Genomic DNA, 16149 nt, shown 5'->3' with positions numbered 1-16149 from the left:
GGTTTCAGCGGTCGGAGAGCACCAGGAGCTCGCCGACCTCGCAGTCCAGCGCGTCGCAGATCGCCCGCAGCGTGGAGTAGCGGATGGCGCGCGCACGGTCGTTCTTGAGCACCGAGAGGTTCACGATGCTGACGCCGACACGGGCGCTCAGCTCGGTCAGCGTCATGCCGCGCTCGGCGAGCAGCTCGTCGAGACGGCAGTGGATGCCGGTGAGCTCGTCGTCGTTCTCGGCAGGGCTCACACCAGGCCCTCCGTGTCCTTGAGCAGTGCTTCCTTCTCCTGCTGCAGACGGAGTCCCTGGCGGAACACCGCAGCCAGGGCGATCAGGCCCAGTGCGCAGGCGAACGGCAGCGGTGTGACGCTGAGGGAGAAGCCGGGGTACCACTCGCTGTCGGACGGGAATACCTCGCGTAGTCCGGCTGCCGCCGCGATCGCACCCAGCAGGTCCGACGCGACGCCGAACACGAGCACGGCGACGGCGCCGACCGTGAGCGCGCGGGTCACGGTGTGGGAGAAAGTGCGCCCGCGCAGCGTCTGGAAGCAGATGACCATGATCATCGCGGCGGGCATCGTGGTGAACGCGAGAGTGGCGAGCTGGGCCGCTGCCGCCAGCGCCCTGAGCCCGAGCGAGGCGTTGGCCACGGTGATGTTCGTGATCGAGCCTCCACCGCACTGCAGGACTGCCGCGGTCACCTCGTCCGTGTCGCTGCACGGCAGTTCGGAGGGCCAGGGAACCCAGATCGATCCGGAGGCGATCTCCGCCCAGTCCGTTCCGAAGATCTTCACGACGATGAAGATCGCGCTGAGCACCGACAGGGTGACCCACCATCCGGAGACCGTGAGCGCTGCGTCGATCGCCAGGGTCTTGCTGCCTCGACGCCGTCCGCGCCACACGACGATCCCGATGATCGCGGCGATGACCGCCAGGCCGACTCCGATCTGCAGCAGTGGCGTCCACACGTCGTCTGCGGTGAATCCGAGCATCAGACGAGTCCTTCCGTTTCCTTCTCGAGCACGTTCTTCTCCTGTTGCAGCCGGATGCCCTGGCGGAACGCGTTGGCGATCAGTCCGACCGCCACACCGGTCGCGAAGACGGGCACGATCGACCAGAACTCGAGGGGATGCACGGGCTCACCGGGGCCGAGTCCGATCGCCCCGGTGACACCGTTCAATCTTCTGTTCTCGAGCATCACGATCAGCATCGGCGCGAGTACGAGCGTCCAACCGATCGCGTCGAAGGCCCGCGCGTTCCCCCGCACGAAGAAGCGGCCGCGGAGGAGGTTCCATGCCACGAGCATGACGCCGAGGATCACGATGAGCGGGGCGAGCGTCCACAGAATGAGGGAGCCGATGATCGCCGCGGTCGAGAGCGGGTCCACGTCGGTCGCGAACACCATCACCTGCTGGGCGATGCCGTCGACCGTGATGGCTCCGGAGTCCGCAGTGGCGCTGATCGGCTGCTCGTCGATCGGGACGTACCACGCGATCCCCTGGTCGCGGAAGGTGCCGAGGGTGCGCAGGACGGTACTGATCGCGACGACGACCAGCGCGGCGGCGCCGAACAGCAGCACCGTGATGGCATCCGCGGTCTGCGAACGGGCGGTCCTGGTGGGAGTGGAAGGCATCAGACGAGTCCTTCCGTCTCGCGCTGCAGTCGGTCACCGATCACGAACGCGGTGCCGATGACCGAGATGATGAAGGCGGCCAGGATGAACGTGAACGGCTCGACGCTCATCACCGCGTTGTTCAGCGCGTTGTCGGTCACCGCCGAGACGGCAGCGTTGGCCAGCATGTTCTCGAAGAACCGCACGGCAGCGAAGCCGACCAGTCCGACGATGCCGGCGACCATCACGAGCCACGTGTTGCGTCGGCTGAACACGGTGCCGGTCAGGATGCCGCGTGCCAGCAGCATCAGGCATCCGATCACCACCACGATCGTGACGATCTGGGCGAGCTGTCCGAGGATGCCCGCTCCGATCGCGACCCCCGGCAGTGAGGGGGCGGTGAGGATCGCCGAGTCCAGCGCGAGGGTGATGTTCGCACCGCCCGCGCCGAGCGGGGCCTCGACCGGCTGGTCGACGAACTCGACCATCACCGGGATCATCGTGCCACTGGCGAGTTCGAGGATGCGGATGATCGAGAAGACTGTGATGTACGCCGCGATCGCCACTCCGGCGATGCAGAAGGCGATGAGCGCGCTGGCGTCGCCGCGGGACAGCGTGCCCTGTTTCGTCGAGGTCATGATCGCTCCTTATCGATGATCGTTATTAGCGATAAACGATAAGGTAACGACAATCGATAAGTCCGTCAACCCCCGACGCCGCGCGGGCCCCGTCAGCCCGCCCGCGGTGGCCCCACTCCGCCGACGGCGAACACGGGCATACCTGCCCTGCGCGGTGGTTACTCTCGATGTACAGGCGCAGAGAACGTCATCGGCGTCAGCGCTTCGCCCCGTGCGAATAAGGAGTCACAGCATGTTCGAGAGATTCACGGACCGAGCCCGTCGTGTGGTCGTCCTCGCCCAAGAAGAGGCGAAGATGCTCAACCACAACTACATCGGTACCGAGCACATCCTGCTCGGCCTCATTCACGAGGGCGAGGGTGTCGCAGCCAAGGCGCTCGAGTCCCTCGGCATCTCGCTCGACGCCGTGCGCGAGCAGGTGCAGGACATCATCGGCCAGGGTCAGCAGCAGCCGACCGGCCACATCCCCTTCACCCCCCGCGCCAAGAAGGTGCTCGAGCTCAGCCTCCGCGAGGCACTGCAGCTCGGCCACAACTACATCGGCACCGAGCACATCCTGCTCGGTCTCATCCGCGAGGGTGAGGGTGTCGCCGCGCAGGTCCTGGTCAAGCTCGGCGCCGACCTGAACAAGGTCCGCCAGCAGGTCATCCAGCTGCTCTCCGGTGCTCCGGGCCGCGAGCCCGCCGCCGTCGGCGCGCAGAGCAACGACTCGCCCGCCGGAACGCAGGGCGGCTCCGCGGTGCTCGACCAGTTCGGGCGCAACCTGACGCAGGCCGCGCGCGACAACAAGCTCGACCCGGTCATCGGTCGCGAGAAGGAGATCGAGCGAGTCATGCAGATCCTGTCTCGCCGCTCCAAGAACAACCCCGTCCTGATCGGTGAGCCCGGCGTCGGCAAGACCGCCGTCGTCGAGGGTCTCGCGCAGGCCATCGTCAAGGGCGATGTGCCCGAGACGCTGAAGGACAAGCAGCTCTACTCGCTCGACCTCGGCTCGCTCATCGCCGGTTCCCGCTACCGCGGTGACTTCGAGGAGCGCCTGAAGAAGGTCACCAAGGAGATCCGCACGCGTGGCGACATCATCGTCTTCATCGACGAGATCCACACCCTCGTGGGTGCGGGTGCCGCCGAAGGCGCGATCGACGCCGCCAGCATCCTGAAGCCGCTCCTCGCCCGTGGCGAGCTGCAGACGATCGGCGCGACCACGCTCGACGAGTACCGCAAGCACTTCGAGAAGGATGCTGCGCTCGAGCGCCGCTTCCAGCCGATCCAGGTCGCAGAGCCGAGCCTGCCCCACGCGATCAACATCCTCAAGGGGCTGCGCGACCGCTACGAGGCTCACCACAAGGTGCAGATCACGGACGGCGCGATCGTGGCGGCGGCGAACCTCGCCGACCGGTACGTCTCGGACCGCTTCCTGCCCGACAAGGCCATCGACCTGATCGACGAGGCCGGCGCCCGCCTGCGTCTGTCGATCCTGTCGAGCCCGCCGGAGCTGCGCGAGTTCGACGAGAAGATCGCCAAGGTCCGCGAGCAGAAGGAGATCGCCTCCGAGGAGCAGGACTTCGAGAAGGCCGCATCGCTGCGCGACGAGGAGAAGAACCTCCTCGCCGAGCGCCTGCGCCTCGAGAAGCAGTGGCGCTCGGGTGACGTCGCGACCGCAGCGGTCGTCGACGAGGGCCTGATCGCCGAGGTGCTCGCACAGGCCACCGGTATCCCGGTCTTCAAGCTCACGGAGGAGGAGTCCAGCCGACTCGTCTTCATGGAGAAGGCCCTGCACCAGCGCGTCATCGGTCAGGAGGAGGCGATCGCCGCCCTCTCCAAGACGATCCGTCGCCAGCGTGCCGGTCTGAAGGACCCGAAGCGTCCATCGGGCTCGTTCATCTTCGCCGGCCCCACGGGTGTCGGAAAGACCGAGCTGGCCAAGGCGCTCGCCGAGTTCCTGTTCGACGACGAGGCCGCGCTCATCTCGCTCGACATGAGCGAGTTCGGTGAGAAGCACACCGTCTCGCGTCTGTTCGGTGCCCCTCCCGGATTCGTCGGATTCGAAGAGGGCGGCCAGCTCACCGAGAAGGTGCGCCGCAAGCCGTTCAGTGTCGTGCTCTTCGATGAGATCGAGAAGGCGCACCCGGACATCTTCAACTCGCTCCTGCAGATCCTGGAAGAGGGTCGTCTGACCGACGGCCAGGGTCGCGTGATCGACTTCAAGAACACCGTCATCATCATGACGACCAACCTCGGTGCGCGTGACATCGCCGGTGGTCCGGTCGGCTTCCAGGTCGAGGGCAGCAACTCCACGACCTACGAGCGGATGAAGGGCAAGGTCAACGAGGAGCTCAAGCGCAACTTCAAGCCCGAGTTCCTGAACCGTGTCGACGACATCATCGTTTTCCCGCAGCTGTCGAAGGACGAGCTGGTGCAGATCGTGGACCTGTTCACGAAGCGCCTCAGCGAGCGTCTGCTCGACCGTGACATGACGATCGAGCTGTCGCAGGCTGCCAAGGAGCGTCTGATCGAGATCGGCTTCGACCCGGCACTCGGTGCCCGACCGCTGCGTCGCGCGATGCAGCACGAGGTCGAGGACCGCCTGTCCGAGAAGATCCTGCACGGCGAGCTGAACGCGGGAGACCACGTCAAGGTGGACCTCCAGGACGGCGAGTTCCAGTTCGAGCACGGTCCGCGTGGCGAGCAGGTCTCCGTCGGCGTGAACACCGGTGGCGAGATCACGGCCACTCCCGACCTGGCGGTCGCCAGCGGAGAGTGACCTGAGCCGGTCGACAGACCAGGATCACACGAAGGGCGGATGCTGCGGCATCCGCCCTTCGTCGATCTACCAGCTGCGGGTTCTAGGGTGGAGGGGTGAGCGAGTACATCGTCCGACCGGCGCGCAGCGCCGACATCATCGGGATCCGGAACCTTCTGCAGCCGATGGTCGAGCAGCGCATCCTGCTCGGCAAGGACCTGGCCGTGCTCTACGGCTCCGTGCAGGAGTTCGTGGTCGCGGAGGCCGACGGCGAGTTGATCGGCTGCGGTGCCCTGCACGTGATCTGGGAGGACCTCGGCGAGGTGCGCACGCTCCTGGTGCGCGACGACTGGCTGCACCATGGAGTCGGCCGCGCGATCGTGGACCGGCTCGAGACCAATGCCGCGACTCTCGGACTGTCGCGGTTGTTCTGCCTGACTTTCGAGGTCGACTTCTTCGGGCGCCGCGGATACACGCCGATCGGGGAGCAGGTCGTCGACCCCGACGTGTACTCGCAACTGCTGCGCAGCGGTGACGCGGGTGTCGAGGAGTTCCTCGACCTCGCCCATGTGAAGCCGAACACGCTCGGCAACACCCGGATGATCAGGCAGCTCAACTAACCTGGAGGGATGGTCCGCCCCTCTGCAGCTGTCTACCGCCGGCGTCGGGTGGTCCTTCTCGGCGGACTCATCCTGCTCCTCGCCGCGATCGGCATCGGGGTGTGGCTCGTGATCGCCCAGCCGTGGGCGCAGGGAGCCGATCAGCCCACATCGGCGCCGACCACCTCGGCGAGCGGGACTCCGTCTGAGACGCCGTCCTCCGACGCCGAGTCGCCCTCGCCGGATCCCACGGCGCCGGCGACTCCCGCGATCGTCGCGTGCACGGCGAAGGACGTCGAGGTCGCCGCGGTCACCGATGCCGACACCTACGCGGCCGGGGTGCTGCCGAAGCTGTCGATCTCGCTGACGAACAAGAGCGCGACCGACTGCACGATGGATGTCGGGTCGACCACGCAGACGTTTACGGTGATGAGTGGAACCGACGTCTGGTGGCGCTCGACGGACTGCCAGGAGAACCCGAGCAGCATGATCGTGACGCTCAAAGCTGGAACCACGGTCACGAGCAAGGACCCGGTGACGTGGGATCGCACGCGCTCGAGCGTCGAGACCTGCGCGCAGGAGAATCGCCAGCGAGCCCCTGGTGGCGGGGCCTCGTATCACGTCGAAGTGGCGATCGGCGGCTTCACGGGTCTCACCACGAAGCAGATACTGCTGTACTGACCTCGAAGATTCTGGGACAGTTCGAAGCGAATCTACTGTCATACCTTCGAATATCGGTGCGTACGCCGGTTTTCTGTTCGGAAGGGTCTGATTTTACTGCTATTGGGCAGAGGGGGGCTGACAGTTCCCATTCTTTGGGATACCATTGGGATGGCTCTCGGGATCATGCGGCACATGCCATCCCCAGTGGCGTCGAACTACAGCGTCCCCAGCGCTTCGACATCGCCGCTCGAGAGTCCGAGGGCCCTCTCGAGTACCCCAGTCCCCAATGTGGGACTCGAGAGGGCCCCAATCGTCTCCGCTCCCATCCGGCGTGCGTGCCCTTTCCGGTGCCTAAGCTGGAGGCATGGCAGCGAAGAAGGCGAAGTCCGCGAAGAAGAAGCCCGCCCCCGAGGAGTTCCGCTCCGAGGCGCTCGCGCAGGCGCTCGAGAAGCAGGACATCGCCGCGGTCGCGCTGGCACTCCGCAACGGCACCACCGTGGTTCCGCTCATCGCGCCCGGTGCCCGCGACAATCCGCTCGACAGCGGCGAGGTGTGGACGTATCGCGATCGTGAGACCGGTGACCTCGCACTGCTGCTGTTCAGCGACGCCGTGAACAAGCCGGCCAATCTGCCTCCGGGTGTGGGGATCTACGACGCCGCCTGGCTGCGCAAGTTCCTCGCCGCGCATCCGATCACCACGGTGTTCCTCGACATCGCAGGGCCGCATCCGATGCAGGCGGCTCCCGCTGACCTGCTGCAGGCCCTCGACGCTTAGCCCTTCGACAAGCTCAGGGACCCAGGGGTCGGCTCAGGGACCCAGGGGTCGGCTCAGGGACCGAGGGGTCAGCTCAGGGACCGAGGGTTCTGCTCAGAACGGTGGGAGATCGGGGACGGCCCGCAGCCCCGGCTTGTGCGCACGTACATCATCGAGCGCGGCGCGCAGCGACTTCGAGCGGTCGTCGACGACGCGTTCGTAGCCCAGACGTGCCGCCTCCGAACGCCGCTGCGCCGCCTGCGTCACGGGGCGGATCTCGCCGGCGAGGCTCAGCTCGCCGACCGCGGCGACCGAGCGTGGCACCGAGAACTGCTGGATCGACCCCGCGACCGCGACCGCGATGGCGAGGTCGGCCGCAGGCTCGGTGAATCGCACGCCGCCGACGGTGGAGACGTAGACGTCGAGCTGTCCCGTGGGGATGCGTGCCCGCTTCTCGAGGATCGCGAGGACCATCGCCACGCGGGAGGAGTCGACGCCGTGCACGATGCGGCGCGGGTTCGGGGAGGTGCTCGGAACCGTGAGCGCCTGTACCTCGACCGGGAGCGCACGCCGACCCTCGAGCGATATCGCCACGCATGTGCCAGGCTCTGTGGCACCCTGCGAAAGGAAGAGGCCCGACGGATCCGGGACCTCGGAGATGCCGTCGCCCGCCATCTCGAAGCAGCCGACCTCGTCGGTGGGGCCGTAGCGGTTCTTGAGCGCGCGGATGAAGCGCAGTGACGTCTGACGATCACCCTCGAAGTGGCACACGACGTCGACCAGATGCTCCAGCACCCGGGGGCCGGCGACCTGCCCGTCCTTCGTGACGTGGCCGACGAGGATGACGGGGAGTCCGCGTTCCTTCGCGACCCGGATCAGGGCCGATGCCACTTCGCGGACCTGACTGGGCTGCCCGGCGGCGCCGTCGATCAACGAGGACGACACGGTCTGCACCGAGTCGACGATCACGAGCTGGGGCTGCACCTCGTCGATGTGCCCCAGGATCGTGGCGAGGTCGGTCTCGCTGGCCAGATAGAGCTCGTCGTGCAGCGCTCCGGTGCGCTCTCCGCGCAGCCGCACCTGGGCCTGGGACTCCTCGGCGCTCGCATAGAGCACGCGCCGACCGGCGCGCGCCGCTTGCGCTGCGACCTCGAGCAGCAGCGTCGACTTGCCCACGCCGGGTTCGCCGCTGAGCAGGATCGCCGCACCGGGCACGATGCCGCCGCCGAGCACGCGGTCGAACTCTCCGACGCCGCTCGTGCGCCGAGGGGCGTCGAGCGTGGTGATCTGCGTGATCGGTCGCGCCGCACGGTCGGAGGTCGGGGCGAGCGCCGTGACGCGCTGCAGGATCCCGGTCTTGGCGGCCTGCTCCTGCACGGTTCCCCACTGCTGGCACTCGCCGCAACGGCCGACCCACTTGGCGGTCGTCCACCCGCATTCGGTGCAGACGTACGCCGGGGGAGCGGGTTTTCGGGTGGCCATGCTCCCAGGCTATCGGCGGCATCTGACATCCCTATCGGCCGAGGCATTATTCACGGCCGAATGGCTCTGCACGCGACGAAGCCCTGGCCATAATGGAGTCATGGCCAATGCCGGGCCCATCTGCGGGCCGATCTCGACGTTCTCGCGTGTGCAGCTCCTGCACCTGCTCTTCGAAGCGAGCGCAGCGCAGACGCGACCCGAGCGCACGATCGGCGAGCTCTGCGAGGCGACGGGACTGCACCCCAACACGATCCGCGAGCACCTGCAGCGTCTGATCGAGGGCGGCTACGTCATCCAGGCCACCGAGCATCGCACCACCCGCGGCCGCCCGCGCACGCTGTACAGCGCGGCGACCGGTGCCGCCGATGCCTCGAGTCCCATCGCCCGCGACAAGGTCACGGCGGCTGCGCGCCGCGGAGACCTGCTGCGCCGGGTGCTGCCCGCGTCGGCATCCGCTCTGGGTCGTGACGCGACCTATCAGCTGGATGCCCTGATCGAACACTTGGAGGAGAGCGGCTTCGAGCCCGTCGTCGATGACGAGCAGCTCACAGTCGACCTCAGCCCCTGCCCGCATGCCGCGGGCCGCGCCGAAGACCGTCCGATGCTGTGCACCGTGCACCTCGGTCTCATGCAGGGGGTGCTCACCGAAGCCGGTGGGCCGCTCGCTGCCGAGGCCGTACGCACCTCCGCCCTCCCGGCGGATTGCACCGTGCAGCTGCGACTGACGGAGATGACCGCCGCCTAGGCGACATCTGTCTTATTCACGGCCCGCAGCCCCACGGCGGCGGCGGGCTCGCCGTTAGCGTGGCTGCAGGCTGAGAAAGAGGAGTGGCCCATGGAATGGCTCGACCCCCTGGTCCTTTCCCGATGGCAATTCGGGTTGACGACCGTGTACCACTACCTGTTCGTGCCGCTGACGATCGGGATGGCGCTGGTCGCCGCGATCTTCCAGACGGCGTGGGTGCGCACCGGCAAGGTGCAGTACCTGCACCTGACCCGCTTCTTCGGCAAGATCTTCCTGATCAACTTCGCGATGGGTGTCGTCACCGGCATCGTGCAGGAGTTCCAGTTCGGCATGAACTGGTCGGACTACTCCCGCTTCGTTGGCGACGTGTTCGGTGCCCCGCTCGCGTTCGAGGGACTGCTCGCCTTCTTCTTCGAGGCGACCTTCATCGGTCTGTGGATCTTCGGATGGGACAAGCTCCCGCAGAAGCTGCACCTCGCCACGATCTGGTGCGTCTCGATCGGCAGCATCCTCTCGGCGTACTTCATCATCGCCGCCAACGCGTTCATGCAGAACCCGGTCGGCTACACGTACAACCCCGTGACCAACCGTGCCGAGCTCACCGACTTCTGGGCGCTGCTGACCAACCCTGTCGCCCTCGCCGCGTTCCCGCACACGATCTTCGGCGCGCTGATGTTCGCCGCCGGTGTCGTCATCTCGGTCTCCGCCTGGCACCTCTCGCGTGGCCAGCACTTCGACACCATGCGCATCTCGCTGAAGTTCGGGCTCTGGGCGATGATCGTCTCGACCGCCGGCGTCGTGCTGACGGGCGACCAGCTCGGTCTCGCGATGTACGACGCGCAACCCATGAAGATGGCCGCAGCCGAGGCCACGTTCAACACGGTCTGCGGACCCGACGCCTCCTTCAGCCTCTTCACGCTCGGCACGCCTGACGGCAGCTCCGAACTCTTCTCGATCCGCGTGCCGTATCTGCTGTCGCTGTTGTCGACGCACACGCTCGACGCGTGTGTGCACGGCATCAACGACCTGAACGCCGAGTACAGCCAGACCTACGCAGCCACCGGGCTCACCGACTTCGCACCGGTGCTGTGGATCACGTACTGGGCGTTCCGCTGGATGATCGGCCTGGGAATGGCCGCAGCGCTGGTCGCCGTGGTCGGCCTGTGGCTCACCCGCAAGGGCGCCAAGAAGCCCCCGGCGCAGTGGATGTGGAAGCTCGCGATCTGGTCGTTCCCGCTCGCACTCGTCGCCAACATCATGGGCTGGGTCTTCACCGAGATGGGCAGGCAGCCCTGGATCGTGTTCGGCCTCATGACCACGCAGGACGGCGTCTCGCCGGGAGTCTCCGGCCTCGAGGCGCTGATCTCGCTGATCGCGTTCACCGCGATCTACGCCGCGCTGGCCGTGGTCGAGATCCGCCTCATCATCAAGGCCGCGCAGAAGGGCCCGGACACCACCGAGCAACCCCACGACGAGACGGCCCAGCTGCCGTCGGTCGTGTACTGAGAGGAAGGGACATCATGGATCTCGCAACACTCTGGTTCTGGATCGTCGCCTTCCTCTTCGTGGGCTACTTCGTACTCGACGGGTTCGACTTCGGCGTCGGGATGTCGTTGCCGTTCCTCGGCAAGAACGACGTGTCGCGCCGACAGGTCATCAACACGATCGGTCCGGTCTGGGACCTCAACGAGACCTGGGTCATCGTGGCGGGCGCATGCCTGTTCGCGTCGTTCCCCGAGTGGTATGCGACGCTGTTCAGCGGCTTCTACCTGCCGCTGCTGTTGATCCTGCTCGCGCTGATCCTGCGCGGCGTCTCGTTCGAGTACCGCCACCAGCGCGAGAGCGCGAAGTGGAAGGCGGGCTTCGACCGGATGATCGTCATCGGCTCCGCCGTGCCGGCGCTGCTGTGGGGCGTCGCCTTCGGCAACATCGTGCAGGGGGTCGCGCTGGATGAGAACCACATCTACGTGGGCGGCTTCTTCGCGCTGCTGAACCCGTACGCGCTGGTGGTCGGCGTCACCACGCTGCTGCTGTTCTTCCTGCACGGGGTGCTGTTCGTCGCGCTCAAGACCGACGGTCAGGTGCACGAGGACGCGCAGAAGCTGGCGAAGAAGGCCGCGATCCCGACGATCCTCGCCGCAGCGGCCACCGTGATCTGGACGGTCGCGATCGCGATGGGCCGGGAAGCTCCACTGCTCTGGCTGGTCATCGGCACCGGGACGCTCGCGGCGGTCAGCCTCATCACCGCTGTCGGGTTCTCGCTCGCTCGGCGCGACGGCTGGGCGTTCTTCTCCGGGATGCTCACAGTGCTGTTCGCGGTGGTCATGCTGTTCTCCGCGCTGTTCCCGTTCGTGATGCCCTCGACCATCGACCCGGCCTACAGCCTCACGATCGCGAACGCGTCGAGCACTCCGTACACGCTGCAGATCATGAGCTGGACCGCGCTGATCGCGCTGCCGCTCGTGATCGCCTACCAGACCTGGACGTACTGGGTCTTCCGCAAGCGCGTCAGCCGCAGCTCCATCGAGGGGGCTCCGGCGCACGCGTGAAACCCGTCGATCCGAGACTGCTGCGCTACGCGGGTGCCGCGAGGGGGTTCCTCGTGGCATCCGCGCTGATCGGCGTGGCCCAGACCGCGGTCGTCATCGTGTTCGCCTGGCTGCTGACGGATGCCGTCACCGGCGCGCTCGCGGGGCGCGATGTCACGGCATCCCTGCTGTGGCTGCTCGCGGTGGCGCTGCTGCGCGGACTGCTGATCGCGGCGTCGGATGCGGCGGGCACCCGCGCGGCCGCGAAGACCGGGATGCAGCTGCGTGCCGCGTTGATCCGCGCCGTCGGCCGCCTCGGCCCCGGCTGGCTCGCGCAGCGCAACCGCACGGCTCTGGCCGTCACCGCGGGGCACGGGCTGGAGGCGCTCGACTCCTACTTCGCGCGCTACATCCCGCAACTGGTGCTGACCGTGATCGCGACGCCCGTGGTGCTCGCGGTGATGTGGTGGCAGGACTGGCCGAGCGGACTGACCGCGGCCATCACACTGCCGCTGATCCCGCTGTTCCTGATCCTGATCGGCATCGCGACCCGCACCGTGCAGCAGAAGCAGTGGCACACGCTGCAGCGGCTCGCCGTGCGATTCGCCGACACGGTGCAGGGCCTCGCGACGCTGCGGCTGTTCGGACGCGAGCAGCGCGCCGCCGACCGGATCGAGTCGACGGCCGACGAGTACCGCCGCGAGACCATGAAGGTGCTGCGGTTCTCGTTCCTGTCCGGCTTCGCGATGGAGCTGCTCGCCTCGCTCGCGGTCGCGCTGATCGCGGTGTCCGTCGGGTTCCGGCTGCTGTCCGGTGACCTGTCGCTCGAGGTGGGGCTGTTCGTGCTGCTGCTCGCGCCCGAGGCCTTCCTCCCGATCCGGCAGGTCGGCGTGCAGTTCCACGCCGCCGCTGAGGGCGTCGCCGCGACCGAGGACATCTTCGCCGTGCTGGATGAGGCAGGGGAGGTGTCGTCGGCACCGGTTGTCGGTGCGTCCGGTGGCGCCGGTGGGTCCGGTGGGTCCGGTGGGGGTGCCTATCTGCAGGAGCATCCGCCATCTGCAGGAGCAAACACCGGTGATTCCTCCTGCACTCGGCCATCGATCCTGCAGACGGCGGATGCGGATGCCGCGGCGGATGCCGGTGCGGCGCTCGTCGTCGAGGGACTGCGCGTCCGTGACCTGCCTCGCGTCTCCTTCACCGCCGAGCAGGGAACGATCACGCTGATCGAGGGTCCCAGCGGGGCGGGGAAGTCGAGTCTGCTCGCGGCGCTGCGGGGTGCGGCGGCATTCGAGGGTTCCGCCCTCTCCCGCGGCCGCGACGTGCGGCAGCTCGACCCGGCCGCCTGGCTCGCCTGGGCCGGACAAGCACCGGGGCTCCTGCGCGGAACGGTCGGAGCCAATGTCGCGCTCGGTGACCCTGCCCCGGATGCCGTCGGTATCCGCACGGCGCTCGACGCCGCGTGCGCGGAGACCATCGATCCTGCTCTCGAGCTCGGCGTGCAGGGAGCGGGGCTCTCGGGCGGACAGGCCCAGCGGGTCGCCGTGGCCAGGGCGCTCTACCGGCACGCGCGGGATCTCCGACGTGTGCTCGCGCTCGACGAACCCTCCAGCGCTCTCGACCCCGAGACCGAGGCGCGGCTGTGGACGACGCTGCGGGAGCGAGCGGATGCCGGCGCTACGATCGTGCTGGTCTCGCACCGCCGGTCCGCGCGGGAGATCGCCGACCAGGTCATCGCGCTGGGGGTGAGCGTATGAGCGTCGTCGAATCCCGTCGCGCACGGGTGCGCTCCGTGCTGCAGCTCGCCCAGCCACCGCTGCGCCGCTTCCTGCCCGGGTTGCTATGGGGCGCACTGTCGGCCGGAGCGGCGGTCAGCCTGCTCGCGGTGAGCGGGTGGCTGATCGTGAGCGCCTCGATCGTCGACTCGCTCGTGCCGCTGTCGATCGCGGTCGTGGGCGTGCGCTTCTTCGCTGTCTCGCGCGCCGTGCTGCGCTACCTCGAGCGGCTGAGCGGACACGACGCCGCACTGCGTCAGCTGGCCACGACCCGCGCCGACATGGTGCGCCGGCTCATCCCGCTCTCGCCGGCCGGGCTCGGCGCGACCGATCGCGGTCACGTGCTGTCGGCTCTGGTCGATGACGTCGACAATCTGCAGAACCTCCCGTTGCGGGTGGTGCAGCCGCTCGCGGTGTCGGGCCTGGTCGCCGTCGGAGCTGTCGGGTTCATCGCCTTCGTCTCGCCGACCGCCGCGCTGACCCTCGCCGTATGCCTGCTGGTCGCCGCGGCGGCGGCCGTGGGGATGGGGTGGCTGTTCGGGTCCAGGGCTGAGGCACTCGTCTCCGCGCGCCGGGCCGAGCTGTCCGCCGCGCTCGTCGACTACCTCGGAAGCCTCGACGTGCTGCTGGCCTACGGTGCCGAGGAGCAAGCCCGCGCCCGGATCACCGCGGCGGATGCCGCCCTGCGCCGGGTCGTGGGCCGAGCGTCGCTCGCGCAGGCCGTGGCCGCCGGCGTCGTCTCGGCGGTCGCGGGCGCGGCGTCGGTCTGGGCACTGGCCGGTGCCGCCCCCGGATTGGTGACAGGGGCGATCGACGGCCCCTGGCTGGCGGTGGCCGTGCTGGTGCCGATGGTCGTGTTCGAGGTGTTCGGGGCCGTGCCGATCGCAGCCGCATCGTGGCGGAGCGTGCGCGCCAGCGCCGAGCGCATCGTCGATGTGCTCCCGGAGCGGATGCCGGAACAGCTCCGCGACGACCGGGGCGCGGATGCAGCTCTCGAGGGAACGCCGACGCTGCGGTTGCGCGATGTGCACGTCACCTGGCCCGGGGGAGCACCGGGGCTGCGGGGTGTCGATCTCGACCTGCGTCCGGGCGAACGGGTGCTCGTCTCCGGTCCCAGCGGTGCCGGCAAGAGCTCGCTCGCGGCGGCGCTCGTCGGCTTCCTGCGGGTGGAGGGCGAGTACACGCTCGACGGCGTGAGCGCGGCTGAGCTGTCGGGGCCGCAGCTGCGGCGCACGATCGGCCTGTGCGAGCAGAGCCCTCAGCTGTTCGACGAGGACATCCGTCAGAACCTGCTGTTCGCGCGCGAGACCGCGAGCGATGGCGAGCTGGACGCCGTGCTCGCCCGGGTCGGGCTCGGAGACTGGGTGCGCGAGCGGGGCGGGTTGGACGCACGCGTCGGAGACCGGGGAGCGCTGGTGTCGGGCGGGCAGGCGCAGCGCATCGCGTTGGCGCGGGCGCTGCTGCGCGGATTCCCGGTGCTGGTGCTCGATGAGCCGACCGCGGGAGTCGACCCCGCGGCATCCGATGCCCTGCTGGGCGACCTGCTGGAGGCCGCAGGAGAGCAGTCGGTGCTGCTCATCTCGCACGTCGCCCCTCCGATCGGGACCGTCGACCGCGTCGTGCGGATCGAGGCCGGCCGTACGGTCTGAGCCGCTCGCTTCGTACGTGCGTGAGGGGTCAAGACACGCCGCGGGCGTGTTGCCGGGTGGGGCGTGTCGTGACCCCTCGCCGTGTGCAGGTGCGCGTGACGGGAAAGAGGAGCGCGCGCGGGCGCTCAGCCGTAGAGCGGGGTGGGCGGCTGCATCACGATGCCCTGCGCCTCGAACGCGCGGCGGCGCTCCTCGATACGGCGGTGCAGCTCGACCTGGGCGTCGTCGACGAACTGGGCGTCGAGTTCGACGGTCGGCGGATGCGGGTCGCCGTGGTTCGCGGCGATGTACGCGTCGAGCTCGGGGCCGGAGGTCCAGGACGTGATGAGCGCGTATCGGGGAGCCACCCCTCGGTGCCACACCGCATGCCAGAAGCGCTGCGTGTCGACGATGATGCGCGTGCCCGCTCGCAGCGCCAGCCGGATCTCGGTCGCCGGGTCGAACCGATCGGAACGAAGGATGAGCATGGAGTCGGGATCATCGGTCAGGTTGTAGTACCCGCGCACCACCCACCCGGTGCCCTCATCGTTCAGACGGTTGTTGTCGTCCTGGTGGAGGTTGTAGATGGCGTCCGCGTAGTCGTTCGGCTGCAGCTCGATCACGCGGCAGCGCCCGACCGTGGCCCCGGGCTCCAGTGCGCGCGCGTGGAGGACCGGAGCGATCGCGACCTGGGAGGGAACCCAGACGCCGTCCTTGTCGGTGCGCGGCGGGGTGTGGTTCCAGAACCCGTTGCACTCGATGTCACCCGCGTAGCTGGCCAGGGGCGCGAAGCGGGTGATGCCGGAGGACCGCCAACCGACGTACTCCAGATCGAGCCACTCTGCGGGGTCGGCCGCCTGGTCGTGGTCATCCAGGACGACGTAGCCGGTCTCTGCCAGCGCTGCGGAGGTGATGAAGCCCATGGTGCGCATCCTTCCTTCGGGTGCTTAGGCCATCCTAACCGCGAGGCCCGGGGGTGCCCAGGGGTGCGAGGCC

The 16149-nt window shown here is 68.3% G+C and carries 15 protein-coding genes; 9 read left to right on the top strand and 6 right to left on the bottom strand.

Annotation, left to right across the window (positions count from 1 at the left end; genetic code table 11):
- Positions 1-4 precede the first annotated feature (4 nt).
- Genes MRBLWO12_RS12760 through MRBLWO12_RS12745 form a run of 4 tightly spaced genes read right to left on the bottom strand, consistent with a single transcriptional unit; the run spans position 5 to position 2242 of the window.
- Complete coding sequence (locus tag MRBLWO12_RS12760; RefSeq protein ID WP_141870679.1) at positions 5-241, bottom strand: helix-turn-helix domain-containing protein; 237 nt, start codon at positions 239-241, stop codon at positions 5-7.
- Positions 238-984 carry a hypothetical protein gene (locus tag MRBLWO12_RS12755; protein ID WP_363555993.1) on the bottom strand — a complete coding sequence of 249 codons (747 nt, stop codon included), beginning with the start codon at positions 982-984 and terminating at the stop codon, positions 238-240. Before MRBLWO12_RS12755 ends, MRBLWO12_RS12760 begins: the two co-directional genes overlap by 4 nt.
- Entirely contained in the window at positions 984-1625 is a 642-nt protein-coding gene (locus tag MRBLWO12_RS12750; RefSeq protein ID WP_363555992.1) for a hypothetical protein, read from the bottom strand. Before MRBLWO12_RS12750 ends, MRBLWO12_RS12755 begins: the two co-directional genes overlap by 1 nt.
- Positions 1625-2242, bottom strand: coding sequence for a hypothetical protein (locus MRBLWO12_RS12745; protein WP_363555990.1), 618 nt, complete (start codon positions 2240-2242; stop codon positions 1625-1627). Before MRBLWO12_RS12745 ends, MRBLWO12_RS12750 begins: the two co-directional genes overlap by 1 nt.
- 232 nt (positions 2243-2474) lie before the next feature.
- On the opposite strand from MRBLWO12_RS12745, the gene MRBLWO12_RS12740 reads away from it, so the two are divergent.
- The 4 genes from MRBLWO12_RS12740 to MRBLWO12_RS12725 all read left to right on the top strand — a co-directional run bounded on the left by MRBLWO12_RS12740 (position 2475) and on the right by MRBLWO12_RS12725 (position 7019).
- Entirely contained in the window at positions 2475-5003 is a 2529-nt protein-coding gene (locus tag MRBLWO12_RS12740) for an ATP-dependent Clp protease ATP-binding subunit (protein WP_363555989.1), read from the top strand.
- 95 nt (positions 5004-5098) lie between these two features.
- Positions 5099-5602 carry an amino-acid N-acetyltransferase gene (locus MRBLWO12_RS12735; protein ID WP_363555987.1) on the top strand — a complete coding sequence of 168 codons (504 nt, stop codon included), beginning with the start codon at positions 5099-5101 and terminating at the stop codon, positions 5600-5602.
- A 9-nt stretch (positions 5603-5611) separates the two neighbouring features.
- Positions 5612-6262 (top strand): hypothetical protein, encoded by a 651-nt coding sequence (locus MRBLWO12_RS12730; protein ID WP_363555985.1) that lies wholly within the window; start codon positions 5612-5614, stop codon positions 6260-6262.
- 346 nt (positions 6263-6608) lie between these two features.
- Positions 6609-7019, top strand: coding sequence for a dehydrogenase (locus MRBLWO12_RS12725; RefSeq protein ID WP_363555984.1), 411 nt, complete (start codon positions 6609-6611; stop codon positions 7017-7019).
- Between the two features lie 93 nt (positions 7020-7112).
- On the opposite strand, the gene radA is transcribed toward MRBLWO12_RS12725, so the two are convergent.
- Complete coding sequence (gene radA / locus MRBLWO12_RS12720) at positions 7113-8480, bottom strand: DNA repair protein RadA (protein ID WP_363555982.1); 1368 nt, start codon at positions 8478-8480, stop codon at positions 7113-7115.
- 100 nt (positions 8481-8580) lie between these two features.
- Here radA and MRBLWO12_RS12715 point away from each other — a divergent pair, with 100 nt between their 5' ends.
- The 5 genes from MRBLWO12_RS12715 to cydC all read left to right on the top strand — a co-directional run bounded on the left by MRBLWO12_RS12715 (position 8581) and on the right by cydC (position 15174).
- Entirely contained in the window at positions 8581-9225 is a 645-nt protein-coding gene (locus MRBLWO12_RS12715) for a helix-turn-helix transcriptional regulator (protein WP_363555980.1), read from the top strand.
- 90 nt (positions 9226-9315) lie between these two features.
- Positions 9316-10731 (top strand): cytochrome ubiquinol oxidase subunit I, encoded by a 1416-nt coding sequence (locus tag MRBLWO12_RS12710; RefSeq protein WP_363555978.1) that lies wholly within the window; start codon positions 9316-9318, stop codon positions 10729-10731.
- 14 nt (positions 10732-10745) lie between these two features.
- Complete coding sequence (cydB, locus tag MRBLWO12_RS12705) at positions 10746-11774, top strand: cytochrome d ubiquinol oxidase subunit II (RefSeq protein WP_363555976.1); 1029 nt, start codon at positions 10746-10748, stop codon at positions 11772-11774.
- Entirely contained in the window at positions 11771-13507 is a 1737-nt protein-coding gene (gene cydD / locus MRBLWO12_RS12700; protein WP_363555974.1) for a thiol reductant ABC exporter subunit CydD, read from the top strand. Before cydB ends, cydD begins: the two co-directional genes overlap by 4 nt.
- Positions 13504-15174 (top strand): thiol reductant ABC exporter subunit CydC, encoded by a 1671-nt coding sequence (gene cydC / locus MRBLWO12_RS12695; protein ID WP_363555972.1) that lies wholly within the window; start codon positions 13504-13506, stop codon positions 15172-15174. Before cydD ends, cydC begins: the two co-directional genes overlap by 4 nt.
- Positions 15175-15299: 125 nt before the next feature.
- Here the strand turns inward: cydC and MRBLWO12_RS12690 are convergent, their stop codons facing one another.
- Positions 15300-16076, bottom strand: coding sequence for a hypothetical protein (locus MRBLWO12_RS12690; RefSeq protein ID WP_363555970.1), 777 nt, complete (start codon positions 16074-16076; stop codon positions 15300-15302).
- Positions 16077-16149 lie beyond the last annotated feature (73 nt).

The sequence above is a fragment of the Microbacterium sp. LWO12-1.2 genome, assembly GCF_040675875.1.
In the GTDB taxonomy this organism is placed as follows: domain Bacteria; phylum Actinomycetota; class Actinomycetes; order Actinomycetales; family Microbacteriaceae; genus Microbacterium.
The sequence above is the reverse complement of the archived record's forward strand: the minus strand, read 5'-3'. Positions and strand labels throughout refer to the sequence as shown.